Origin of the sequence: Polaromonas sp. AER18D-145, from assembly GCF_002379095.1 — a bacterium.
Taxonomy (GTDB): Bacteria; Pseudomonadota; Gammaproteobacteria; order Burkholderiales; family Burkholderiaceae_C; genus Polaromonas.
On sequence record NZ_NBZV01000011.1, the window covers coordinates 66,526 to 91,495 of the forward strand.

Sequence of the window (24,970 nt, forward strand, 5' to 3'; positions counted from 1 at the left end):
CAACCCGGTGCGAGTCTCGGGTGGTTTTCCTTTTTGCTATCTTTTAGATAGCTGTCAGCGCATATCCGGAAATGGCTGGAAGCCTATTTCACCCATTTCCTGGCGTTGTGCCAGAGCTGCATCCAGGCGCTGGGCGCGCTGATGTCCTGGTCTGTCCAGCTCAGCTGCACATTGCGGAACACGCGTTCGGGGTGCGGCATCATCGCCGTGAAGCGGCCGTCGGCGGTGGTCACCGCGGTCAGGCCACCGGCGCTGCCGTTGGGGTTGGCCGGGTAGGCTTCGGTCGGCTGGCCGTGGTGGTCGGTGAAACGCATCGCGGCAATCACCTTCCCGGCATCGCCACGGTACGCAAAATTCGCATACCCCTCGCCATGCGCCACGGCAATCGGCAGGCGGCTGCCGGCCATGCCCTGCAGGAAGAGGCTTGGTGAGTCGAGCACTTCGACCAGGCTCAGGCGGGCTTCAAAACGCTCGCTGCGGTTGGTGGTGAAACGCGGCCAGGCCTCGGCGCCCGGAATGATGTCGGCCAGCTCGGCAAACATCTGGCAGCCGTTGCACACGCCCAGGCCAAAGGTGTCGGTGCGTGCGAAAAACGCCTTGAACTGATCCGACAGCGCCGGGTTGAAGGTGATGGAGCGGGCCCAGCCTATGCCGGCGCCCAGGGTGTCGCCGTAGCTGAAACCGCCGCAGGCCACCACGCCGGTGAAGTCGGCCAGCTGCGCGCGGCCGGTCTGCAGGTCGGTCATGTGCACGTCGCAGGCCTCGAAGCCGGCCTGGGTGAAGGCGTAAGCCATTTCCACATGCGAATTGACGCCCTGCTCGCGCAGCACCGCGACCCGGGGCCGCGACAGGTTCAAAGCCGGGGAGCCCTCACCCCTGCCCTCTCCCAGCGGGAGAGGGAGCGCCAGAGGGTTGCTCCCTCGCCCCTCTGGGGAGAGGGCTGGGGTGAGGGGCTGCGGTAAAAATACGTGCAGCCCCGGGTCCAGCGGATCGCCGGCCGCCGCGTGTTCGGCATCGGCGCAGGCGGGATTGTCGCGCTGCTGGTTGATCTTCCAACTCACGGCGTCCCAGACCTGATGCAGGTCCTGCAGCTTCGCGCTGAAGACCGCCTTGGTATCGCGCCAGACCTGGATCTCGCCCTTGCCCACTTCGAGCGAGGCATGTTGCGGCCGGGTCTTGCCGATGAAGTGGCTGAATCTGGACAGGCCGTGTTCGCGCAGGGTCTGCATCACGGCATTGCGTGCCTCGGTCCGCACCTGGATGACGGCGCCCAGCTCTTCGTTGAACAGCGCCTTGAGCGTGAGATCCTCCCGGCGCGCGCCGACCTGCGACGCCCAGTTCTTGCTGTCGCCGGTGTCCATGCGGCTGTCGGAAATACCGTCGCCTTCGACCAGCAGCATGTCGATGTTGAGCGAGACGCCCACATGGCCGGCAAAAGCCATTTCGCACACCGTGGCCAGCAGGCCGCCGTCGCTGCGGTCGTGGTAGGCCAGCACCTGCCCCTGGGCGCGCAAGGCATTGATGGCGTTGACCAGGTTCACCAGGTCCTGGGGGTTGTCGAGGTCGGGCACGGCGCCGTCTTCCCGTTCCAGCGTCTGCGCCAGGATGGAGCCGCCCATGCGCGCTTGCCCCTTGCCCAGGTCGATCAGGATCAGCGTGCTGTCGGCCTCCAGTGCGTCGAGCTGCGGCGTCAGCGTGCCGCGCACGTCCGGCAGCGTCGCAAACGCGCTGACAATCAGCGACACCGGCGAGGTGACCTTCTTGCCGCCCTCGCCTTCGCTCCAGACCGTGCGCATGGACAGCGAATCCTTGCCGACCGGAATCGACACGCCCAGGGCAGGGCACAGTTCCATGCCAACCGCCTTGACGGTTTCATACAGTGCGGCGTCCTGGCCCGGTTCACCGCAAGCGGCCATCCAGTTGGCCGAAAGCTTCACACGCGGAAGTTCGATGGGCGCGGCCAGCAGGTTGGTGATGGCCTCGGCGACCGCCATGCGACCGGAAGCGGCGGCATTGACGACGGCCAGCGGCGTGCGTTCGCCCATGCTCATGGCTTCGCCGGCAAAACCCTGGTAATCGGCCAGCGTGACCGCACAGTCGGCCACCGGCACCTGCCAGGGCCCGACCATCTGGTCGCGGTGCGTGAGGCCACCCACCGTGCGGTCGCCAATCGTGATCAGGAAGCGCTTGGACGCTACCGTGGGGTGGCTCAGCACGGCGATGGCGCTCTTTTGCAGGTCCACACCGGTCAAATCCAGCGGCTTGACGCTACGGGCCACGCTTGTCACGTCGCGGTGCATCTTGGGCGGCTTGCCCAGCAGCACGTTCATGGGCATATCTACGGGGATGGCAGCGGGCAGGCCCTCACCCCAACCCTCTCCCCGAGGGAGAGGGGGAAATTGCGGATCGCTCCCTCGCCCCGCCGGGGAGAGGGGCTCTCCTGCATCCGACACCACCAGCTGCTTCTCTTCGGTGGCGACACCAATCACCGCAAACGGGCAACGCTCGCGCTCGCAAAAAGCCTGGAACTGCGGCAGCGATTCCGGCGCAATCGCCATCACATAACGTTCCTGGCTTTCGTTGCTCCAGATTTCCTTGGGAGAAAGGCCGCTTTCTTCCAGCGGCACGGCGCGCAGGTCGAACCGTGCGCCGCGCCCGGCGTCGTTGACCAGTTCGGGAAAGGCGTTGGACAGGCCGCCGGCGCCCACGTCGTGGATCGCCAGGATCGGGTTGGCGCTGCCGAGCTGGGCGCACTGGTTGATGACTTCCTGGGCGCGCCGCTCGATCTCCGGGTTGCCGCGCTGTACCGAGTCGAAGTCGAGTTGCGCCGCATTGGCGCCCGAGGCCATGGAGCTGGCCGCGCTGCCACCCATGCCGATGCGCATGCCGGGGCCACCCAGCTGGATCAGCAAGGTGCCGGCCGGGAACAGGATTTTCTTCGTGAGGCTGGCGTCAATCGTGCCGACGCCGCCGGCGATCATGATGGGTTTGTGGTAACCCCAGCGCTGGCCGCCCACGGTTTGTTCGTACTCGCGGAAGTAGCCGGCCAGGTTGGGCCGGCCGAATTCGTTGTTGAAGGCCGCGCCGCCCAGCGGGCCCTCGGTCATGATCTGCAGCGGGCTGGCGATGTGCTCCGGCTTGCCGTAGTTGCCATCAAACAGGCGGGACACGGTGAAGCCGGTCAGGCCGGCCTTGGGTTTGGAGCCGCGCCCGGTCGCGCCTTCGTCGCGGATTTCACCACCGGCCCCCGTCGAGGCGCCGGGGAACGGGGAAATCGCCGTCGGGTGGTTGTGCGTCTCCACCTTCATCAGCACATGCATCAGCACGTCGTTCGTGGCGCTATAACTTTGATAGCTTGTGGCGCCCGACCCTGCTGGGCTGGAGGCCGATTTGGCATAAAAACGCTGGACCGGCAGGCCTTCCATGACCGAGGCGTTGTCCGAATAGGCCACCACCGTGTGTTGCGGGTTGAGCTTTTCGGTGTTGCGGATCATGCCGAACAGGCTCAGGTTCTGGGCCACGCCGTCGATGGTGAAATCGGCGTTGAAAATCTTGTGGCGGCAGTGTTCGCTGTTGGCCTGGGCGAACATCATGAGTTCGACATCGGTCGGGTTGCGCTTGAGCTGGGTGAAAGCGGTCACCAGGTAGTCGATTTCATCAAGCGCCAGCGCCAGGCCGAATTCCGTATTGGCTGCTTCCAGCGCGGCCTTGCCGCCAGCCAGCACGTCAATGGTCTGCAGCGGCGCGCCCTGCAGCTCCGTGAACAGGCCGGCGGCCTGCGCCCGGTCCGTCATCACGCTTTCCGTCATGCGGTCGTGCAGCAAGGCGGCAACCTGGTCGCGCTGGGTGTCATTCAGTGCCGTCTTGCCTGTCCTGAGCAAGGTCGAAGGGCTGAAAAAGCCCGACTTGAGGGTCAGCCGGTATTCGGTGAGGCGTTCGATGCGCTTGATGGCCAGCCCGCAGTTGTGGGCAATGTCGGTGGCCTTGGACGCCCAGGGCGAGACCGTGCCGAAACGCGGCGTGACGATGAAAAGCAGCGATTCATCCCCCTTGGCGGTGCTCTCCGGACAGGGATCGCCGTAAGTCAGCAGCGCCGCCAGCCGGGTTTTGAGCGCGTCGTCAGGCGGTGCCTCGGTGGCCACCAGGTGCACGAAGCGGGCGCTGATGCCCGCAATCTTGCCCTCGATGGCTTGCAGGCGCGGCAGGAGTTGCTGGACGCGAAAGTCGCTCAGGGCGTTGATCCCCTGGGGTTCGCCCTCGAAAGTCGTCAGATGCAGGGTCACGGTGGCGGTGGCCTTGTAGTGGGAGGTGGGCAGCTCACAAGCTGTTTTGGGGTTTAACACCGCCTGCAGGCGCAGAAGGCTGGGGAGTCGCGTTAACCCGCAATTTTATCAGTGAGTCGGTGCCGGGCCGCGGCCGGCCGGGCCCGCCAAAGACCGGGCAAAGAGGGGTGCCATGCAGCGCCGGTGTGGCAGTGGGATAATCGCCCCATGAGTATTACGTACAAAGACGCAGCAGGCATCGAGGGCATGCGGGTCGCCTGCAAACTGGCTTCCGAGGTGCTGGACTACCTCACGCCCTTCGTGAAGGCCGGGGTCACCACCCGGGAAATCGACCAGCTCGCCAACGACTACATGGTCAACGTGCAGGGCACCGTGTCGGCCACGCTGGGTTACCAGCCGCCCGGTTACCCGCCCTACCCGGCCTCGCTGTGCACCTCGCTGAACCACGTGGTCTGCCACGGCATTCCCAACGACAAGCCCCTGCGCAAAGGCGACATCATGAACATCGATGTCACCGTGATCACCAAGGACGGCTGGTTCGGCGACAACAGCCGCATGTACCTGATTGGCGACGTGTCGATTGCGGCCAGGCGTCTGTGCAATGTCACCTACGAGGCCATGTGGCACGGCATCATGCGAGTCAAACCCGGCGCCAGGCTGGGCGACATCGGGCATGCGATCCAGACCTTCGCGGAAAAACAGGGCTTCACCATCGTGCGCGAGTTCTGCGGCCACGGCATCGGCCAGCGTTTCCACGAAGAGCCGCAGGTGCTGCATTACGGCCGCCCCGGCACGCTCGAAGAGCTCAAGCCCGGCATGACCTTCACGATCGAACCCATGATCAACGCCGGCAAGCGCGACATCAAGGACGGCCCCGAAAAAGACGGCTGGACCATCGTGACGCGCGACCACTCGCTGTCGGCGCAATGGGAGCACACGATCCTGGTGACCGAAACCGGTTATGAAGTGCTGACACTGTCGGCCGGCAGCCCGGCCATCCCGGACTTTGTGCCACAGCCAGCGCCGCAGGCGGCCACGGCGAAGGCCGAGACCCCCTCGACCGCCGATTCAGCCGCCTGAGCCGGCTGCGCCCCGCGCCCTCCCGCGCCCACAGCGCCTGCTGCCCATGCTTTCCGCGCTGCCTCCTGCTTCGTTGCCCCCCACCGAACCGGCCCAATTGCGCGAGCAGTACCGGGCCGGCAAAAATGCGCTGCTGACCTCGCTGGCCGGCAGCGGCGCGTCCACGCGCGGCATCCGCAGCCTGCTGCGCAAGCTGGCCCGGCACACCGACGACACCTTGCGCCAGCTCTGGCTGCGTGCCGGATTCCCGGCCGGCTACTGCCTGGTGGCGGTCGGCGGGTTTGGCCGGGGCGAGCTGTTTCCGCATTCCGACGTCGACGTCCTGCTGCTGCTGCCCGACGACGCCCGGGTGGACAGCGATGCGGCGCTGAAGTCCCGGATCGAGAACTTCATCGGCAGTTGTTGGGACACGGGCCTGGAGATCGGCTCCAGCGTGCGTACGGTCGGCGACTGTGTCGAGGAAGCCGCCAAGGACGTGACGGTGCAGACCTCGCTGCTCGAAGCGCGCCTGCTGGCGGGCTCCAGAAGCATGTTTGCTGACCTGTTGACGCAACTCGAAGGCGTGCTGGACCCGCAGGCCTTTTTCGTGGCCAAGACGCTGGAGCAGCGCCAGCGCCACAACAAGTTTGAAGACACGCCCTACTCCCTGGAGCCCAATTGCAAGGAGTCCCCGGGCGGCCTGCGCGACCTGCAGGTCATCCTCTGGGTGGCGCGCGCGGCCGGGCTGGGCAAGTCCTGGGACGACCTGGCGCAGCGCGGGCTTGCCACCGCCTTCGAGGTCCGCCAGATCAAGGCCAACGAAGCCCTGCTGAGCCTGATACGTGCCCGCCTGCACCTGCTGGCCGGCCGGCGCGAGGACCGCCTGGTGTTCGACCTGCAGACCGTGGTGGCCGAGTCCTTCGGTTATGCAACGGTGACCCACAGCGACACCGGACGGGTGGTCTCGCGTGCGAGTGAAGCCCTGATGAAGCGCTTTTACTGGACCGCCAAGGCGGTGACCCAGCTCAACCAGATCCTGCTGCTCAACATTGAGGAGCGGCTCCACCCCAGCGGGCAGGCGCCACAGCCGATCAATGAACGCTTCCTGAACAAGGCCGGCATGATCGAGGTGGCCAGCGACGACCTGTACCTGGCCAACCCGCACGCCATCCTCGAGACCTTTCTGGTTTACCAGACCACGGTGGGCGTCAAGGGCCTGTCGGCCCGCACCCTGCGCGCGCTGTACAACGCACGCGGCGTGATGGACGCCCGGTTCAGGCGCGACCTGGTCAACCGCGACACCTTCCGCCGCATCCTGCAGCAGCCCACGGGCATCACCCACGCGATGCGCCTGATGAACCAGACCTCGGTGCTGGGCCGCTACCTCTGGGTGTTCCGCCAGATCGTCGGGCAGATGCAGCACGACCTGTTCCACGTCTACACGGTGGACCAACACATCCTGATGGTGCTGCGCAATGTACGGCGCTTTTTCATGGCCGAACACGCGCACGAATACCCGGCGTGTTCGCAACTGGCCGCCGGCTGGGACAAGCCCTGGATCCTGTACGTCGCGGCCCTTTTCCACGACATTGCCAAGGGCCGTGGCGGCGACCATTCCGAGCTCGGCCGCAAGGACGTGCGGGTGTTTTGCCGGCAACACGGCATTGCCGCCGAAGACGCGAAGCTGATCGAGTTCCTGGTGGGCGAACACCTGACCATGAGCCGCATTGCCCAGAAGGAAGACCTGAGCGATCCGCAGGTCATCGCCGGTTTTGCCAAACGCGTCGGCAACGAGCGTTACCTGACCGCGCTTTACCTGCTCACGGTGGCCGACATCCGCGGCACCAGCCCCAAGGTGTGGAATGCCTGGAAAGGCAAGCTGCTCGAAGACCTCTACCGCTACACGCTGCGTGTGCTGGGCGGGCGGGCGCCCGATGCAGACGCCGAGGTCGAGGCCCGCAAACGCGAGGCCCTGACCATCCTGGCCCTGCATGCCGAACCCTTCGAGGCGCACAAGGCCTTGTGGGACTCGCTGGACGTCAGCTACTTCATGCGCCATGAGGCCGGCGACATTGCCTGGCATGCGCGCCACCTGTCACGCCATGTGGGCACGGCCAAATGTATTGTGCGGGCGCGCCGCTCGGCCGCCGGCGAAGGCCTGCAGGTGCTGGTGTACACACCCGACGCACCCGACCTGTTTGCCCGCATCTGCGGTTATTTCGAGGAAGCCGGTTTCAGCATCCTGGACGCCAAGATCCACACGGCCAAGCCCGCCAAAGGCTCACCCGGTTACGCGCTGGACACCTTCCAGGTGGTCAGCCCGACGCTGGCCGACCACTACCGCGAACTCGTGGCCATGGTCGAAGCCGACCTGGACCGGGCCATTGAAGAAAACGGCCCGCTGCCGCCGCCGGGCAAAGGCCGCGTGTCGCGCCGCGTCAAGAGTTTCCCGGTCACGCCGCGCGTGGACCTGCGGCCCGACGAAAAAGCCCAGCGCTGGCTGCTCAGCGTCTCGGCCAGCGATCGCGTCGGCCTGCTGTATTCGATCGCCCGCGTGCTGGCCCGCCACCGCATCAACCTGCAACTGGCCAAGGTGACGACCCTGGGTGAACGGGTGGAAGACACCTTCCTGATCGACGGGCCGGAACTGCAGCACAACAAGGCGCAGATCGCCATCGAGACCGAACTGCTCGAAGCCCTCGCGGCCTGAACGCAAGCCGCGACAGGCCGGGGCCGGCCGATCCCCGTCAGTCTTGAAGTAAAAAAATATTTATTTATTTAAATCAACAAGTTAAACGTCTTTTCTCATGTTACACATGATCACCGTTTGAGGCTTGTGATGGGTTGCCAGAAGCAGACAATGAACGAACTGCGGATTGGCAACCAGAAAGCAATGGCGGCCGGTCCGGCAACCGGACATTTCACCCAAGGAGCTTGCCATGCATGCCCAGACACAAACCCTGTTGACCCGTGAGCAGCAGTTGCACGCCTCGGGCGAATGCGACGACGACGGCCGGCCCCTGGCCCGCCAGGTCTTTTTTGAACCCGACAACTGGCTGGTGCCCGAGGGTTATGACGACCTGCTGGCCGCCCATGCGGCCTGGCTGGCCGACCGGCCCGAGCAGCGGGTGCTGGTGTCCGGCCACAGCTACGGCACCGGCAGCCACCGCTTTTTCTGGTTGATGGGCGACCGCCGTGCCATGGCCGTGCGTTCGGCGCTGATCAAGGCTGGCGCCGGGCACAAGCAGGTGCTGATCCAGAGCCGGGGCGCGGCCCGGCCACTGATCGAACTGGCCGGTGAAGAGGTCGCGCAGTACCGCCGCCGTGTCACGCTGGACTACCTGGACGCCCGGATAGCGACCACGCCGCCGGTGCCGCCCGACGGTTCTGCCGCCTGGTGGCGCTCGGTGTTCGGTTCCGGCGGCAAGGCGCGCCTGCCGGCGGACCGCCCGGGGGCCCAGGCTGGTTGAAACCGCGTACGGGCGGACTCAATCGTCTTCAGACGCATCCAGGCCCGGGAACAGCACCTCGGTGTAGCCGAACTGCGTGAAGTCCCGGATCCGCATCGGGTACAGCACACCCATCAGGTGATCACACTCGTGCTGCACCACACGTGCGTGAAAGCCGTCCACCGTCCGGTCAATCGGATCGCCGTAAGGGTCGAAGCCGGTGTAGCGGATGCGTGAGAAGCGCGGCACCAAGCCGCGCAGGCCGGGCACCGAGAGGCAACCCTCCCAGCCGTTTTCCTCGTCGTCCGACAAGGGCGTGATGACCGGGTTGAGCAGCACCGTGCGCGGCACCAGGGGCGCATCGGGGTAACGCGGGTTCACCGCATCCGTGCCGAAAATCACCAGCTGCAGGTCCACGCCGATCTGCGGCGCGGCCAGGCCGGCGCCGTTGACCGCGCGCATGGTCTCGAACATGTCGGCCACCAGCAGGTGCAGTTCATCGGTGTCGAAACCGGTCACGGGCGGGGCCACCCGCAGCAGGCGCGGGTCCCCCATTTTGAGAATGTCGCGTACGGTCATGAAAATCCTGTGTGCTCTGTCGTCAAACCATCGAGCATACAGAAACAGAAGGAAGGCGGGGCGGTCATGCCGCCTGCGGCACGGCAAAATGAGGCATGTCCGAGCCCTCCCGCCACCAGCCTGATCTTCCCGCCGAGCCGACCGCCCCGCTGCCCCTGGTGACGCGCTGGGCGCTGCTGGTTTTGGCGCTGCTGAGCCTGGCCTTGGGCGTGATAGGCATCTTTGTGCCGGTGTTGCCCACCGTGCCCTTTGTGCTGCTGTCGGCCTGGGCCGCCGCGCGCAGCTCGCCGCGTCTGCTGGCCTGGCTGGAGAACCATACCTCCTTCGGGCCCATGCTGATCGAGTGGCGCCGCGGCGGGGTGGTGCGCCGGCGCGCCAAATGGACCGCCACGGCGGTCATGGGCGCGAGCGCCGCCTTCATGCTGGTGATGGTGCCAACCCGCTGGGTGGCCTTGCTCGCCATCGGCTGCATGGCCGGCGTGCTGGCCTGGCTATGGCGCCGGCCGGAACACCTCAGCGACGAAGCTGCGCCGCCGGAAACTTGAAGGTGTCAGGCCGCGGGAGCGGCCAGCATGGCCAGCAGGGCTGCTTCGTCGATAACGGCCACACCAAGCTCCTGCGCCTTGGTCAGTTTGCTGCCGGCTTCCGTGCCAGCGACCACATAGTCGGTTTTTTTGCTGACCGAGCCGGCCACCTTGCCGCCCGCAGCTTCGACCCTGTCCTTGGCCTCGTCGCGGCTCAGCGTCGGCAGCGTGCCGGTGATGACAAAGGTCTTGCCCGACAGCGGCTGCGGCGCGCGTGCCGCCGGTTTCCCCTCTGGCCAGGTCACGCCGCAGGCACGCAACTGCTCGACCACCTCGCGGTTGTGCGGCTGGTCGAAGAAGGTGCGTAGGCTCTGGGCGACGATGGGACCGACATCGCTGACCTCGAGCAGTTGCTCTTCGCGCGCGTCCATGACCGCGTCGAGGCTGCCGAAATGGCGCGCCAGTTCCTTGGCCGTGGCCTCCCCGACATGGCGGATGCCCAGGCCGAACAGGAAACGCGGCAAAGTGGTCTGCCTGGACTTTTCAAGGGCGTCGAGCAGGTTGTTGGCGGATTTGTCCGCCATGCGCTCCAGCCCGGCCAGCGCCGTCAGGCCCAGCCGGTACAGGTCTGGCAGGGTGCGGACCACGCCGGCGTCGACCAGTTGCTCGACCAGCTTGTCGCCCAGGCCCTCGATCTCGACCGCGCGGCGGTGTGCGTAATGCAGGATGGCTTCCTTGCGCTGGGCCGCGCAGAACAGGCCGCCGGTACAACGGTAGTCGGCTTCGCCCTCCTCCCGCACGGCGGCAGAGCCGCACACCGGGCAGGTGCGCGGCATGGTGAACTGCGGCGCGTGCTGCGTCCGCTTGTCCAGCAGCACGCTGACCACCTCGGGAATCACGTCGCCGGCGCGGCGCACGATCACCGTGTCGCCGATGCGCACGTCCTTGCGCCGGGCTTCGTCCTCGTTGTGCAGCGTGGCGTTGGTCACCGTCACGCCGCCAACAAACACCGGCGCCAGCTTGGCCACCGGCGTGAGTTTGCCGGTGCGGCCGACCTGCACGTCAATCGCCAGCACCTTGGTCATCTGTTCCTGGGCGGGGTATTTGTGCGCCACCGCCCAGCGCGGCTCGCGCGTCACAAAGCCCAGTTTTTTCTGCAGCGCCAGGCTGTTGACCTTGTAGACCACGCCGTCGATGTCATAGGGCAACTGGTCGCGCGCACGGCCTGTCTTCTCGTGAAATGCTATCAATTCAGAAGCGCCTTGCGCAGTCTGTGTCTGGGCTGCGACCGGAAAACCCCATGATCTGAGGGTCAGCAACAGCTGGAAGTGGGTGTCGAAGTCCGGCCCACCCTCTCCCGGCGGCGTGACTTCCCCGACGCCATAGGCAAAAAAGCTCAGGGGGCGCTGCGCGGCGATCGCCGGGTCCAGCTGCCGCACTGCGCCGGCGGCGGCATTCCGCGGATTCACAAAGGTTTTTTCGCCCTTGGCGCCCTTGGCGATTTTTTCACGCTGCCGCTCATTGAGCGCCTCGAAATGGTCGCGGCGCATGTAGACCTCGCCGCGTACTTCCAATATACGGGGGGCATCCTTGGGCAGCCGCAGCGGAATTTGGCGGATGGTGCGGATGTTCTGCGTCACGTCCTCGCCGGTTTCGCCGTCGCCGCGTGTCGCCGCCTGCACCAGCACGCCATGTTCGTAACGCAGATTGATCGCCAGGCCGTCGAACTTGAGTTCGGCCACGTATTCCACCGGTGGATCACCCTCCCCCAGGCCAAGCTCCTTGCGCACGCGCAGATCAAAATTTTTCGCGCCCGTCGCCTCTGTGTCGGTCTCGGTGCGGATGCTCAACATCGGCACGGCATGGCGCACGCTGGCGAACTGGTCCAGTGGTTTGCCGCCCACCCGGCGGGTCGGCGAATCCGGGCTGGCCAGTTCGGGGTGCTGTGCTTCCAGCGCCTGCAGTTCCTGGAACAGCCGGTCGTACTCGGCATCCGGAATGGCCGGCTCGTCGAGCACGTAGTAGCGGTGCGCGTGTTCGTTGAGCTGGTCGCGCAGGGTCGCGATGCGTTCGGCGGGCGCCGGCGCTTTCCGCGGCTCGGTCGGCGCAAACATGTCAGGAGTGACCATGGGAAGAAAATTCAGGAGAACAGGCGCCGGCCCAGCGCGGAGCCGGCCGGCATGTCGCGGCCTTCCAGTGTGTCGTAGAGCTGCTCGAGGTCGGCGTGGATGATTTCCATGGCCTCGGGCCGGATAGGCTGGCCCTGGTCGTCGATGATCACACCGTCCATGCTGGCGGCCAGCGCGATCGCGGCCTCGCACATGCGCACAAACGGTTGCTCGGAACGCAGCACCTGCGGCACATCCAGCGACAGCGTCAACTCGCGCAGGGCGGTCTGCTCCGGGTCTTCGGCCATGGCCGCCTGCGTGTCGAAGGCCAGGCCCAGGATGGGCGCATGGCCGGACTCGCTGGCCGGCAGCACCATGCGGCCCGGGATGGAGCCGGTGACAAAACCGAGCTTGGCGGCGCTCTGGTGCACATAACCGGGGCTCCAGGCGGTGTTTTTCGCGCGCAGCGTGAAGCTCAGCTGCGCATCATGGGCGCTGGCAAAGTTGTCCAGTTCACGGGCCCGGGCGACCTCGTCGAGCATGTCGGGAAACTCGGGCTGGCCGTCAATCGCATCGGCAAAGGCCTGCGCCTTGATGACAAACTCCGAAAACTCGATCTGGTTCAGTGCGCCCGTGCGGTTGGCCAGCTGCACGCCGGACTGGAAGGCGCTGTAGCGCTGGCCCGCGAACGGGGTTTCCCAGGCACCGGTGGCAACATTCAGGCCTTCCACCGCAAACGGCTTGCTGCCGGCACGGCGCGTGGCGGGCATGGCTGCCAGCGCGGCTTCGCCCGAAACCGGCGCGTCCACCAGAATCGGCGCAATAACGTCAATCAGCGCATCGAGCCCGGGTTTTTTCTCGGGCACGGTCATGGCGGTCAGCGCGTCCAGGCCGGAGTCGCGGTCAAAACCAGGTTCCTGGCGCTCCGGCTCGGTGTCAAAGGCCGGCTCGCCGACCGGCTCCACCGGAGTAGTAGCCGCCGGGTCGGGCGTGGCGCGCCGCGGCAGGTTTTTGCGGGCGGACCAGGTGCTGTGGACCACCACGATCGCAAGAATCAAACCGCCGAGTATGGCCAAACTGATCTGGAGTGTGCTCAAGACATGGCCCCCACGTTCGCCCACTGCGTGTGGCTCTCGAGGCCTTGCAGGCCGCAGCTCGCGAGACGCTTCGCTTCTGTCGCCTGTCCAAAGCTGCTCAAGCAGCTTTTGAGCCTCAGGCTCCAGCCCCTCGGGGGCCGCTGCGCCTGCGGCCCGGCGAAGCCGGTTCCGCGGCCCCTGCTTGACTGGGAAACCCTCAGTGTGCGTGCTTTACAGACATTCGTCATGCCGCCTCCGCGAAACCAAGCGCTGCTTCCATGTCGACCGCCACGATGCGCGAGACGCCCTGCTCCTGCATGGTCACGCCGATCAGCTGTTCGGCCATTTCCATGGCGATCTTGTTGTGGCTGATGAAAAGAAACTGCGTTTCCTTGCTCATGCTGGCCACCAGCTTGGCATAACGCTCGGTGTTGGCGTCGTCCAGCGGCGCATCGACCTCGTCGAGCAGACAGAACGGTGCGGGATTGAGCTGAAAAATCGCAAACACCAGCGCAATCGCGGTCAGGGCCTTTTCACCGCCCGACAGCAGGTGGATGGTCTGGTTTTTCTTGCCCGGCGGCTGGGCCAGCACCTGCACGCCAGCGTCGAGGATTTCCTCGCCGGTCATCATCAGCTTGGCGTTGCCGCCGCCGAACAGGCGCGGGAACATCTCGCCGAAATGGCGGTTGACCGTCTCGAAGGTGCTCGACAGCAGGTCGCGCGTTTCGGCGTCGATCTTCTTGATCGCATCTTCCAGCGTCGTCATGGCTTCGTTCAGGTCGGCCGACTGCGCGTCGAGGAACTGCTTGCGTTCGCGGGCGCTGCTGAGTTCGTCCAGCGCGGCCAGGTTCACGGCGCCCAGGGACTGGATGTCGCGGTTGATGCGGTCAATTTCGCCCTGCAGGCCCGAGAGGCGCACATTGCCGGTCTGGATGGACAACTCGACGGCAGCCAAGTCGGCCTGCGCATCTGCCAGCAGCTGCGCGTACTGCTCGAAGCCCAGGCGCGCGGCCTGCTCCTTGAGCTGGAACTCGGTGATGCGCTGGCGCAGCGGCTCGAGTTCGCGCTCCAGCTGCAAGCGGCGCTCGTCGCTGGCCCGCAGTTTGGTGGTCAGGTCGTCGTACTGGCTGCGCTTGGCGCCCAGGTCGGCCTCGCGCTCGAGCTTGACGTTGAGCGCGTCCTGCAGCCCGGCCTGGGCCGCGGCATCCGTCAGGCGCGAAAGTTCCTCTTTGGCGCGTTCTTCCTCGCCGGCAATCGACGCGGCCTGCTGCGCGGCGATGTCGATGGAGCGCGTCAGTTCGTCGCGGCGCGAGGCCAGGCTGCGCAGCGCAAACTGCGCTTCCTGCGACTGGCGCTCCAGCGCGCGCTGCTGCTCGCGTGATTCGTTCAGTTTGCGTTCGGCCTCGATGACGCGGTCGTCGAGCTGGGCGTGGCGCTCCTGGCTGTCGGCCAGCTGCATGTCCAGCTCTTCAAAGCGCCCTTCGGCCGTCACCCTGCGCTCCTGCAGGTCGTTCATCTGCGCGTCGATTTCAGCGAGGTCGCCGGCGATCTGCTCGCTGCGCGCGCGGGTCTGTTCGGCCAGCTGTGTCAGGCGCAGCACCTCGACCTGCAGCTCGTGCGTGCGGCTCTGGCCTTCGGCGGCCTCGCGGCGTGCCGTGGCCAGACGCTGGGCGGAATCGGCATAGGCCGCTTCGGCGCGAATCAGGGCACTGCGGGCTTCGTCGCTGATCAGGGCCTGGGCGCGCAGCTGTTTTTCGAGGTTTTCGATTTCCTGGGCCCTGGCCAGCAGGCCGGCCTGCTCGGAATCCTGGGCGTAAAAACTCACGCTGTGCAGTGTGACCGCATGGCCACTTTTCACGTAAATGACTTCACCGGCCTGCAGCTTCTGGCGGGCCGCCAGGGCTTCGTCGAGGCTGGCGGCGGTCAGGCAGCCGTGCAGCCAGTCGCCGAGCAGCGCCGTCTGGCCGGCATCGCCCAGACGCAGCAGGTCGGCCAGGGGTTTGAGGCCGCTGGCGGAAGCGCTGGCCGGTGCGGCGGCCGTTGGCGGCGAATAAAACGAGAGTTTGGCCGGCGGCCCTTCACTGTCACTGCGCCCGTCCGTGCCCGCAAAACCACGCACCATGTCCAGGCGCGAGACTTCGAGCGCGCCAAGCCGTTCGCGCAGCGCGGCCTCCAGGGCATTTTCCCAGCCCTGCTCGATGTGGATGCGGCTCCACAGGCCCTGCAGCCCGTCCAGGCCATGTTTGGCCAGCCAGGGCTTGAGTTTGCCGTCGGTCTTGACTTTCTCCTGCAGCGCCTTGAGGGCTTCCATGCGCGCCGACAGGTCGGCCTGTTTCGCCGATTCGGTGTTGACGGCGTGCTGCTTGTTGCGGCGGTCTTCGTCGAGCTGCGGCACGCTGTCGGTCAGCTCGTGCAGGCGGGCCTCGGCTTCGTCCTGCGCTTCCTTGGCCGCGGCGAACTGGGTGTTCAGGTTGACGAGGCGCGCTTCGTCGGGCGCATTGAGGGCATTTTTGTCGGCCGTCAAGCGCTCGTGGCGCAGGCTCAGGGTGCGCGACTGTTCCTCGATGTTGCGCTGGTCGGCGGCCAGCACCTGGATCTGCTGCTGCACCTGGCCCACGCTGCTGCGCTGCTCATTGGCTTTGGATTGTGCGGCGCGCAGTGCTTCTTCCAGCGCGGGCAACTGGCCGGCCTGGTCTTCACTCTGCGCGGCCAGCAGCTCGGCCTGCTCTTCGGCCTGAATCGCACGCTCGGTCAGGGTTTCGGTTTCCAGTGCGGCCTCTTCCTTGCGCGCGGCCCACTGGCTGGTCTGTTCCTTGAGTTGCGCCAGCCGCTGCTCGACACGTTGCCGGCCTTCGACCACAAAACGGATTTCGGCTTCGAGCCGGCCTACTTCGGCGCTGGCTTCGTAGAGCTTGCCCTGGGCCTGGTTGACCTGGTCACCGGCGGCGTAATGCGCCTGGCGGATGGTTTCCAGGTCGGCTTCGATATGGCGCAGGTCGGCGATGCGGCTTTCCAGGTCGTTGACCGACTTGGCGGCGTCGGCCTTGACCTTGGCCTGATCGGCCTCGCTTTCGGCGCGTTTGAGGAACCAGAGCTGATGCTGCTTGAGCGTGGCGTCAGCGTGCAGCGTGTTGTAGCGCAGCGCAACTTCGGCCTGCTTCTCGAGTTTTTCGAGGTTGGCATTAAGCTCGCGCAGGATGTCCTCGACGCGGGTCAGGTTTTCGCGGGTGTCGCTCAGGCGGTTGGCGGTTTCGCGCCGGCGTTCCTTGTACTTGGACACGCCGGCCGCTTCCTCGAGAAACAGGCGCAGCTCTTCGGGCTTGGATTCGATGATGCGGCTGATCGTGCCCTGGCCGATGATGGCGTAGGCGCGCGGACCCAGGCCGGTGCCGAGGAACACGTCCTGCACGTCGCGCCGGCGCACCGGCTGGTTGTTCAGGTAGTAGCTGGAGGTGCCGTCACGCGTGAGCACGCGTTTGACGGCAATTTCGGCGAACTGGCCCCACTGGCCACCGGCACGGTGGTCGGCATTGTCGAACACCAGCTCGACGCTGGAGCGACTGGCCGGCTTGCGCAGGTTGGTGCCGTTGAAGATCACGTCCTGCATGGATTCGCCGCGCAGCTCACTGGCCTTGCTTTCGCCGAGCACCCAGCGCACGGCATCCATGATGTTGGACTTGCCGCAGCCGTTGGGGCCGACCACACCGATCAGCTGGCCCGGCAGCACGAAATTGGTCGGCTCCGCGAACGACTTGAAGCCGGATAACTTGATTGAATTGAGACGCACGGCGGACCCTGTTTTTTTTCCTGGCGCTGGGAGACCTTTGAAGCTAAGCTGTTGATTTGTATGGCATTTTTCTGGAATGCCCGGCTTGCTTCAGGCAATGCACAGGCCGCAATGTTACCCGAGCCCGACGCCCGGACCGCTGTAAAAAATGGTGACCGGCGCCACGCGGGCCACAGTGGCGGCGGCGGCACCCCCTTTCGTGGCCGGGTCGTGCCGGAATTGATGCATCAAAATGGCCTCCAGCCCTTGTCTGTCGTGCAAAGAAAGCTATCCTTTTCGTAGCAAAGCAGCTTTGGAGGCTGGCCGGCCGCCGCCCGCGTGGCGTTCACACGGGATAATCCGGGCGATGAATCCATTGTTGAAACGCCTGCAGCCCTACCCCTTCGAGCGGCTGCGCCAGCTTCACGCCGACGTGACGCCGAACCCGGCCTACCGCCCCATCAGCCTGGGCATTGGCGAACCCCGGCATGCCACGCCGGAACTGATCAAGACCGCCCTGAGCGCCAGCCTGGCCGGACTCGCCAGCTACCCGGCCACCGCCGGCGAACCCAAACTGCGGCAGGCCATGGCCGACTGGCTGCAGCGCCGTTACGGCCTGGCGCTGGACCCGGCCACGCAGATCCTGCCGGTCAACGGCTCGCGCGAGGCGCTGTTCGCGCTGGCGCAGACCGTGATCGACCCGACGGGAAGTGCCCCCACGCTCGCCACTTCGTGTGCGTCGCTGCCCCCCGAGGGGGCGTCGCCCGCCTTGGGGCGGCCCGGCGGCGGGCTGGCGCGACCTCTTGTGGTCAGCCCGAACCCGTTCTATCAAATCTACGAAGGCGCGGCGCTGCTGGCCGGCGCCGACACCTGGTTTGCGCCCAGCGACCCGGCGCGCAACTTTGCAGTGGACTGGGCCGCCGTGCCGCAGCAGGTCTGGGCAAAAACGCAGCTGCTGTTTGTCTGCTCGCCGGGCAACCCGACCGGCGCGGTCATGGGTCTGGACGAGTGGAAGCTGCTGTTTGAACTGAGCGACCGGTACGGCTTTGTGATTGCCTCGGACGAGTGTTACAGCGAGATCTATTTCCGCGACGAGCCGCCGCTGGGCTCGTTGCAGGCCGCGGCGCAGCTGGGCCGGCACGACTTCAAAAACATCATCGCGCTGACCAGCCTGTCCAAACGCAGCAACGTGCCGGGCCTGCGCAGCGGCTTTGTCGCCGGCGACGCGGCGCTGATCAAGCCTTTTCTGCTTTACCGCACCTACCACGGCAGCGCCATGAGCCCCATCGTGCAGGCGGCCAGCATCGCCGCCTGGAACGATGAGAAACATGTGATCGAGAACCGCGCGCTGTACCGCGAAAAGTTTGCCCAGGTCACCCCCCTGCTCGCCCGCGTCATGGACGTGGCCCTGCCCGATGCCGGCTTCTACCTGTGGGCGCAGATTCCGGCACGTTTTGACAACAACGACCCTGCGTTTTCACGCGAACTGCTCGCTCTCTACAATGTGGTGGTGTTGCCCGGCAGTTACCTGGCCCGCGAAGCCCGGGGCCACAACCCTGGTACCGGGCGCATCCGCATGGCGCTGGTGGCTGAAACTGCAGAATGTGTGGAAGCTGCCGAAAGAATCGTTCAATTTATCCAATCCACCTGATCTAAAAAAAATGAATCAAGACCAACTCCAAAGCATCATCAACGCCGCCTGGGAAGACCGCGCCAACCTCTCGCCGCAGGCTGCGTCCAAAGAGATCCAGGATGCGGTCGAGCACACGATTTCCGAACTCAACGGCGGCCGCCTGCGCGTGGCCACGCGCCAGGGTGTGGGCCAGTGGACCACGCACCAGTGGATCAAGAAAGCCGTGCTGCTGAGCTTTCGCCTGAAAGACAACGTGCTGATGCGCGCCGGCGACCTGGGCTTTTATGACAAGGTGCCGACCAAGTTCTCGCACCTGAGCGAGCAGGAAATGAAGGAAAGCGGCGTGCGTGTGGTGCCGCCGGCCGTGGCGCGCCGCGGCAGCTACATCGCCAAGGGCGCGATCCTGATGCCGAGCTATGTGAACATCGGCGCCTATGTGGACGAAGGCACCATGGTGGACGCCTGGGCCACCGTCGGCAGCTGTGCGCAGGTCGGCAAAAACGTGCACCTGTCCGGCGGCGTCGGTCTCGGCGGCGTGCTCGAACCCCTGCAGGCCAACCCCACCATCATTGAAGACAACTGCTTCATCGGCGCGCGCTCCGAGGTGGTGGAAGGCGTGATCGTCGAGGAAAACTCCGTCATTTCGATGGGTGTCTACATCGGCCAGAGCACACCGATTTATGACCGCGAGGCGGATACCGTGACCTATGGCCGCATTCCGGCCGGTTCTGTGGTCGTGTCGGGCAACCTGCCCAAGGCCGGCGGAAAATACAGCCTGTACTGCGCCGTGATCGTCAAAAAGGTGGACGCCAAAACCCGCGCGACCACCAGCCTGAACGACCTCCTGCGGGATTAATGGCCCCCACGCTCCTCGCTTCGCGTAGTTCGCTGCCCCCCGAGGGGGCGCTGCGCCTGCGGGCCGGCCCTTCGACAGGCTCAGGACAGGCCAAGGCCGGACCCGCGGCCCCTGCTGGGGAAGGCGGGGAAACGCCGCCGCTGTGCTTTTTGTCTCCTTTGAATGACTGACTGATCGGAACCAACGATGACTGCGCAGACCATGAGCACGATGGAACGTATCCTGCGTTTGATGGCCGATAAAAAGGCCTCCGACGTGTATCTGTCGGCCCATTCGCCGGCCCTCATCAAGATCAATGGCGAGGCGATTCCGATCAACAGCCAGATCCTGCCGGCCGAGGCACCGCGCAACCTGCTGGCCGAGGTGCTGCCGCCCGAGCGCATCGAGGAGCTGGAAGAACTCGGCGAGCTCAACATGGGCTTTCCGCTGGCCGGCGTCGGCAATTTCCGCATCAGCGGCTTCAGGCAGCGCAGCACCTATGCGGTGGTGATCCGCTATGTGCCCGGTGAAATTCCGCCGCTCGACAGCCTCAACGTGCCCCCCATCCTGGCCGACCTGATCATGGAAAAGCGCGGACTGCTGCTGATGGTGGGCTCCACCGGCGCCGGCAAAAGCACCACCCTGGCGTCCATGATGGACCACCGCAACGCGACCCAGTCCGGCCACATCCTGACGATCGAAGACCCGGTCGAGTTTTTGTTCACCAACAAGAGGTCGGTGGTCAACCAGCGCGAGGTCGGCAGCGACACGCAGTCGCTGCAGGTGGCGCTGAAAAACGCGCTGCGCCAGGCGCCCGACGTGATCCTGATCGGCGAGATCCGGGACCGCGAAACCATGTCGGCCGCGATTGCCTATGCGCAGTCCGGGCACCTGTGCCTGGCCACCATGCACGCCAACAACAGCTACCAGGCGCTCAACCGCATCCTGAGTTTTTACCCGGTCGAGGTGCGTAACACCATGCTCGGCGACCTCGGCGCGGCGATGAAAGCCATCGTCTCGCAGCGCCTGCTGCGCACGCAGGCGGGCGGCCGCACGCCGGCGGTGGAGGTCATGCTCAACACCAAGCTGATCTCGGAACTGATCGAGAAAGGCGATTTTTCGGGCGTCAAGGAGGCGATGGAAAAATCCATGGCCGAAGGCTCGCAGACCTTCGAGCAGGACATCGCCAAGCTGATCGTCGACGGCACCGTCACGCGCAAGGAAGGCCTGTTGCATTCCGACTCGCCGACCAACCTGATGTGGCGACTGGAAAACGACTTTGCCATGGCCGCCAGGGCAGCAGAAGAGCCCGAAGAAGACCCGGATGACGAAGCCTCCTTCACCGAAATCACGCTCGACGTTCGCCCGGACTCGGGTTCCAACTCGAAGTACGGCACCACCGGCTTCACCCCCCTGTAAATACTGTCCGGCATCGTTCCATGTCTTCTACCCTCCGCCTTGCAGAACAACTGATCGCCTGCCCGTCCGTCACGCCTGACGACGCGGGTTGCCAGGCCATCCTGACCGCGCGTTTGCAGCCGCTGGGTTTTGAATGTGAAACCATCGTCAGCGGGCCAGAACACTTCCGCGTCACCAACCTGTGGGCAAAATTCAAGGGTTTTAGCCCTGCAGCCCAGGCAGCACGGACGCAGGCAGCTTCCAATTCGATAGCACCCCACACCCTGGTCTTTGCCGGCCACACCGATGTGGTGCCGACCGGTCCGCTGGATCAGTGGACCAGTCCGCCGTTCACGCCCAGCCACCGCGACGGTGTGTTGTACGGCCGCGGTGCCGCCGACATGAAAACCTCGATCGCGGCCATGGTGGTGGCCGTCGAGGAGTTCCTGGCTGCCAACCCGCAACCGAGCCTCTCCATCGCCTTCCTGATCACCAGCGACGAGGAAGGCCCGTCGGTGGACGGCACCGCCGTGGTGGTCCAGCAGTTGCAGGCGCGCGGTGAGGTGCTGGACTACTGCATCGTCGGCGAACCGACCTCGGTCAACCAGCTCGGCGACATGATCAAGAACGGCCGCCGCGGCACGCTGAGCGGCAAGCTCACGGTCAAGGGTGTGCAGGGTCACATCGCCTACCCGCACCTGGCCAAAAACCCGATTCACGACTTTGCCCCGGCGCTGGCCGAGTTGGTGGCGACCGAATGGGACAAGGGCAACACCTTTTTCCCGGCCACCAGCTGGCAGGTATCGAATGTGCATGGCGGCACCGGCGCGTCCAACATCATCCCGGGCGAACTGGTGGTGGACTTCAACTTCCGTTTTTCCACCGAATCGACCGCCGACAGCCTGAAAGCACGGCTGGAAGCCATCCTGCAACAACACCAGCTCGATTACACGCTGGCCTGGACCCTGGGCGGCCAGCCCTTTCTGACCACGCCCGGCGAGCTGGTGCAGGCCGTCAGCGAGTCCATCCGGGCCGAGACCGGGCTGCAGACCGAGCTTTCGACCACAGGCGGCACCAGCGACGGGCGTTTTATCGCCAGCATCTGCCCGCAACTGATCGAGTTCGGCCCGATCAACGCGTCCATCCACAAGATCGATGAACACGTGCTGGTCAGCTCGCTGGACCCGCTCAAAAACATCTACAAGGGCGTCCTGGAGCGCCTGGCCGCGCTGTGACAGCCGGCGCACCCTCGACGGTGCTGGGCCTGATCGACCACTGGGCCGACCGGCTCGAAGCTGCCGGCCTGAGCCACACCAACGGTTTCGGCCAGGGCACGCTGACGGCTTTTGACGAGGCCGCCTGGCTGGTGCTCTGGAAGCTGGGCCTGCCGCTGGACGAGCTCGATGCGGTGGAGAACCAGCCCGTCAGTCCTGCCGATGCCGCGCAGGTTGCGGCACTTCTGGAAACCCGCATCCGCACGCGCCAGCCGGCGGCCTACCTGACCAAGGAAGCCTGGTTGCAGGGCGTGCCCTTTTTCGTCGATGAACGCGTGATCATTCCGCGCTCCCTGATTGCCGAGCTGCTGGCGGATGGCAACATCGACCCCTGGCTCAGCGAAGACACGCAACGCGTGCTGGACCTCTGCACCGGCAACGGTAGCCTGGCCGTGCTGGCGGCCATGTGTTACCCGGACGTGCTGGTGGACGCGGCCGACATCAGCCCGGACGCCCTGGCGGTGGCCCGCATCAATGTGGACAAGCACCAGTTGCAGGACCGCATCACCCTGATCGAATCGGACGGGCTGGCCGCCTGCCCGGGCCCCTACGACCTGATTTTGTGCAACCCGCCCTATGTCAATGCCACCAGCATGGCCGCCCTGCCCGCCGAATTCAGGGCTGAACCGGCCCTGGCGCTGGCCGGTGGCAAGGACGGCATGGACTTCATTCGAAGCCTTTTTCTAAACGCGGCCGGCCATATGAGCGAAAATGGCGTTTTGGTGCTGGAAATCGGCAATGAGCGCGAGAATTTTGAACGCGCCTTCCCGCACCTGGAACCGCTCTGGTTTGAAACCAGCGCCGGCCCCGACCAGGTTCTGCTCCTCACGCGCCAACAACTGGCTTGAGACTTGCGTCTCGGGTCATCACTGGGGCGCAACGCGCCGACTGGCTATTTTTCTTGTGTCTGCTTGGTTTAAATGATTACCCTTAAAAATGTGGTGCTGCGTCGCGGCGCCAAAGTGATTCTCGACAGCGCGTCTGTCACCCTCAACCCCGGCGAAAAAGTCGGCCTGGTGGGGCGTAATGGCGCGGGCAAGTCCTCGCTGTTTGCCATGCTCAACGGCACGCTGCATGAAGACGGCGGCGAGTTCTACATCCCCGCCCAGTGGCGCATGGCGCAGGTTGCCCAGGACATGCCCGAGACCGAACAAAGCGCCACCAGCTACGTGATTGAAGGCGACGTGGTGCTGCAGGCCGCGCAGGCCGAGGTCGATGCCGCCGAAGCCAGCGGAGACGGCGACCGCATGGCGCACGCCTACATGGAACTCTACGACTCGGGCGCGCACGACGCGCCGGCCCGCGCCCAGGCGCTGATCCTCGGCCTGGGTTTCAAGCTCAGCGAGCTCGACAACCCGGTCAACAGTTTTTCCGGCGGCTGGCGCATGCGCCTGCAGCTGGCGCGCGCGCTGATGTGCCCATCCGACCTGCTGCTGCTCGACGAACCGACCAATCACCTGGACCTGGACGCGCTGGTCTGGCTGGAAGCCTGGCTCAAGCGTTACCAGGGCACCATGCTGGTCATCAGCCATGACCGCGAGTTCCTCGATGCCGTGACCGATGTCACCGTGCACATCGAAAGCGCCAAGCTGACCCGTTACGGCGGCAACTACAGCAAGTTCGAGGACCTGCGCGCCGAGCAGATGGCGCTGCAGCAAGGCGCGTATGCCAAGCAGCAGGACAAGATTGCCCACCTGCAGAAGTTCATTGCACGTTTCAAGGCCAAGGCCAGCAAGGCCAAGCAGGCGCAAAGCCGCGTCAAGGCGCTGGACCGCATGGAGAAAATTGCGCCGCTGCTGGCCGAGGCCGACTTCACCTTCGAGTTCAAGGAACCGGCCAACCTGCCCAACCCCATGCTCTCGATGCAGCACGTTGACTTCGGCTATCCGCCGCCGGCCGATGCACCCGCAGGCACACCGCCCACGGTCATCGTGCAGAACGTCAGCAAGTCGGTGCTGGCCGGCCAGCGCATAGGCATCCTGGGTGCCAACGGCCAGGGCAAGTCCACCGTGGTCAAGACCATCGCGCGTGCGCTGGCGCCTATTCAAGGAGAGATGCTGGAGGGCAAAGGCCTGAACATCGGCTACTTCGCGCAGCAGGAGCTCGACGTGCTGCGCCCGGCCGACAACCCGCTGGAACACATGATCCGGCTCGTCAAGGAAGTCACCGCCGCCGGCAAGATCGGCGGCCAGCAAACCCGCGAGCAGGACTTGCGCAGCTTTCTGGGCAACTTCAATTTCGGCGGCGACATGGTCAAGCAGGCCGTCGGCAGCATGAGCGGCGGCGAAAAAGCGCGCCTGGTGTTGTGCATGATCGTCTGGCAACGCCCCAACCTGCTGCTGCTCGATGAGCCGACCAACCACCTGGACCTGGCCACCCGCGAGGCGCTGTCGATGGCGCTCAACGAGTTTGAAGGCACGGTCATGCTGGTCAGCCACGACCGCGCCCTCTTGAGAGCCGTGTGCGACGAGTTCTGGATGGTCTCGCGCGGCGGCGTCGCGCCGTTCGACGGCGACCTCGACGACTACCAGCGTTACCTGCTCGACGAAGCCAAGCGCCAGCGCGAAGAAGCCAAAAAATCCACCAGCACCGCGACGCCGGCTGCAGTTGCTACCAAAACAGTAGCTTCCAGCGCAACAGTGGCGGCGGCTTCAGCCCCTTTTGATGCAAAAAAACCGGCCAACAAGAAGGACGATGCGCAGCGCCGGCAGCAGCAGTCGGACACGACCAAACCGCTGCGCAAGGAACTGGAAAAAATCGACGCCCGCATGCAGTCGCTGAGCGCGGAACGCGACAGCCTGCAGGCCTCGCTGGCCACCACCACCGAGCCGGCGGAAATGGCGCAGTCCGGCAAGCGCCTGAAGGTGATCGACACCGAACTGGGCACGCTGGAAGAGCGCTGGCTGGAACTGACCGAGCAGATCGAAACCTCGCTGGCCTGAGTCGGGGTTACGCCGGCATGGAGCCGGCGTTGAGTGAATGGGGT

15 protein-coding genes are annotated in these 24,970 nt (G+C 65.3%); 10 read left to right on the plus strand and 5 right to left on the minus strand.

Translation table 11 applies throughout. The annotated features are described in order from the left end of the window. Positions 1-83 precede the first annotated feature (83 nt). Positions 84-4,283, minus strand: coding sequence for a phosphoribosylformylglycinamidine synthase (gene purL / locus B7G52_RS08220; protein ID WP_096697156.1), 4,200 nt, complete (start codon positions 4,281-4,283; stop codon positions 84-86). Between the two features lie 207 nt (positions 4,284-4,490). Between purL and map the strand changes: the two genes are divergently transcribed. From map to B7G52_RS08235, 3 genes are all read left to right on the plus strand, one after another. Next, positions 4,491-5,363 carry a type I methionyl aminopeptidase gene (map, locus tag B7G52_RS08225; RefSeq protein ID WP_096697134.1) on the plus strand — a complete coding sequence of 291 codons (873 nt, stop codon included), beginning with the start codon at positions 4,491-4,493 and terminating at the stop codon, positions 5,361-5,363. 46 nt (positions 5,364-5,409) lie between these two features. Next, positions 5,410-8,052: a [protein-PII] uridylyltransferase gene (locus tag B7G52_RS08230; protein WP_096697135.1), complete on the plus strand. Its 2,643-nt coding sequence runs from the start codon at positions 5,410-5,412 to the stop codon at positions 8,050-8,052. A gap of 229 nt (positions 8,053-8,281) precedes the next feature. Continuing rightward, positions 8,282-8,812 (plus strand): OmpA family protein, encoded by a 531-nt coding sequence (locus tag B7G52_RS08235; RefSeq protein ID WP_096697136.1) that lies wholly within the window; start codon positions 8,282-8,284, stop codon positions 8,810-8,812. Positions 8,813-8,830: 18 nt separating this feature from the next. Here the strand turns inward: B7G52_RS08235 and def are convergent, their stop codons facing one another. Then, positions 8,831-9,370: a peptide deformylase gene (def, locus tag B7G52_RS08240; protein ID WP_096697137.1), complete on the minus strand. Its 540-nt coding sequence runs from the start codon at positions 9,368-9,370 to the stop codon at positions 8,831-8,833. Between the two features lie 95 nt (positions 9,371-9,465). On the opposite strand from def, the gene B7G52_RS08245 reads away from it, so the two are divergent. Continuing rightward, the gene (locus B7G52_RS08245; protein WP_096697138.1) at positions 9,466-9,915 is read left to right on the plus strand and encodes a YbaN family protein; all 450 of its coding nucleotides are present in this window, start codon (positions 9,466-9,468) and stop codon (positions 9,913-9,915) included. Between the two features lie 5 nt (positions 9,916-9,920). Here the strand turns inward: B7G52_RS08245 and ligA are convergent, their stop codons facing one another. The 3 genes from ligA to smc form a co-directional block, all read right to left on the minus strand. Next, positions 9,921-12,023, minus strand: coding sequence for an NAD-dependent DNA ligase LigA (ligA, locus tag B7G52_RS08250; protein ID WP_096697139.1), 2,103 nt, complete (start codon positions 12,021-12,023; stop codon positions 9,921-9,923). Between the two features lie 11 nt (positions 12,024-12,034). Beyond that, complete coding sequence (locus B7G52_RS08255; protein ID WP_096697140.1) at positions 12,035-13,099, minus strand: cell division protein ZipA C-terminal FtsZ-binding domain-containing protein; 1,065 nt, start codon at positions 13,097-13,099, stop codon at positions 12,035-12,037. Between the two features lie 223 nt (positions 13,100-13,322). Continuing rightward, entirely contained in the window at positions 13,323-16,865 is a 3,543-nt protein-coding gene (smc, locus tag B7G52_RS08260) for a chromosome segregation protein SMC (protein ID WP_096697141.1), read from the minus strand. 346 nt (positions 16,866-17,211) lie between these two features. Between smc and dapC the strand changes: the two genes are divergently transcribed. The 6 genes from dapC to B7G52_RS08290 all read left to right on the plus strand — a co-directional run bounded on the left by dapC (position 17,212) and on the right by B7G52_RS08290 (position 24,926). Next, positions 17,212-18,495: a succinyldiaminopimelate transaminase gene (dapC, locus tag B7G52_RS08265; RefSeq protein WP_096697142.1), complete on the plus strand. Its 1,284-nt coding sequence runs from the start codon at positions 17,212-17,214 to the stop codon at positions 18,493-18,495. Positions 18,496-18,505: 10 nt separating this feature from the next. Beyond that, positions 18,506-19,333 (plus strand): 2,3,4,5-tetrahydropyridine-2,6-dicarboxylate N-succinyltransferase, encoded by an 828-nt coding sequence (gene dapD / locus B7G52_RS08270; RefSeq protein WP_096662426.1) that lies wholly within the window; start codon positions 18,506-18,508, stop codon positions 19,331-19,333. Positions 19,334-19,534: 201 nt separating this feature from the next. After that, positions 19,535-20,731, plus strand: coding sequence for a PilT/PilU family type 4a pilus ATPase (locus tag B7G52_RS08275; protein WP_096697157.1), 1,197 nt, complete (start codon positions 19,535-19,537; stop codon positions 20,729-20,731). A 20-nt stretch (positions 20,732-20,751) separates the two neighbouring features. Further along, the gene (gene dapE, locus B7G52_RS08280; protein ID WP_096697143.1) at positions 20,752-21,945 is read left to right on the plus strand and encodes a succinyl-diaminopimelate desuccinylase; all 1,194 of its coding nucleotides are present in this window, start codon (positions 20,752-20,754) and stop codon (positions 21,943-21,945) included. Beyond that, positions 21,942-22,832, plus strand: coding sequence for a 50S ribosomal protein L3 N(5)-glutamine methyltransferase (prmB, locus tag B7G52_RS08285; RefSeq protein ID WP_096697144.1), 891 nt, complete (start codon positions 21,942-21,944; stop codon positions 22,830-22,832). The genes dapE and prmB overlap by 4 nt, the downstream gene beginning before the upstream one ends. 72 nt (positions 22,833-22,904) lie before the next feature. Next, on the plus strand, positions 22,905-24,926 hold the full coding sequence (locus tag B7G52_RS08290; protein WP_096697145.1) for an ABC-F family ATP-binding cassette domain-containing protein: 2,022 nt from the start codon (positions 22,905-22,907) through the stop codon (positions 24,924-24,926). The last annotated feature ends 44 nt before the right edge of the window (positions 24,927-24,970 follow it).

Bases quoted from the DNA above. Each gene is read 5' to 3' on its own strand.
- map (WP_096697134.1), top strand. From the start codon at position 4,491: ATGAGTATTACGTACAAAGACGCAGCAGGCATCGAGGGCATGCGGGTC.
- B7G52_RS08230 (WP_096697135.1), top strand. From the start codon at position 5,410: ATGCTTTCCGCGCTGCCTCCTGCTTCGTTGCCCCCCACCGAACCGGCC.
- B7G52_RS08235 (WP_096697136.1), top strand. From the start codon at position 8,282: ATGCATGCCCAGACACAAACCCTGTTGACCCGTGAGCAGCAGTTGCAC.
- def (WP_096697137.1), bottom strand. From the start codon at position 9,370: ATGACCGTACGCGACATTCTCAAAATGGGGGACCCGCGCCTGCTGCGG.
- B7G52_RS08245 (WP_096697138.1), top strand. From the start codon at position 9,466: ATGTCCGAGCCCTCCCGCCACCAGCCTGATCTTCCCGCCGAGCCGACC.
- ligA (WP_096697139.1), bottom strand. From the start codon at position 12,023: ATGGTCACTCCTGACATGTTTGCGCCGACCGAGCCGCGGAAAGCGCCG.
- dapC (WP_096697142.1), top strand. From the start codon at position 17,212: ATGAATCCATTGTTGAAACGCCTGCAGCCCTACCCCTTCGAGCGGCTG.
- dapD (WP_096662426.1), top strand. From the start codon at position 18,506: ATGAATCAAGACCAACTCCAAAGCATCATCAACGCCGCCTGGGAAGAC.
- B7G52_RS08275 (WP_096697157.1), top strand. From the start codon at position 19,535: ATGAGCACGATGGAACGTATCCTGCGTTTGATGGCCGATAAAAAGGCC.
- dapE (WP_096697143.1), top strand. From the start codon at position 20,752: ATGTCTTCTACCCTCCGCCTTGCAGAACAACTGATCGCCTGCCCGTCC.
- B7G52_RS08290 (WP_096697145.1), top strand. From the start codon at position 22,905: ATGATTACCCTTAAAAATGTGGTGCTGCGTCGCGGCGCCAAAGTGATT.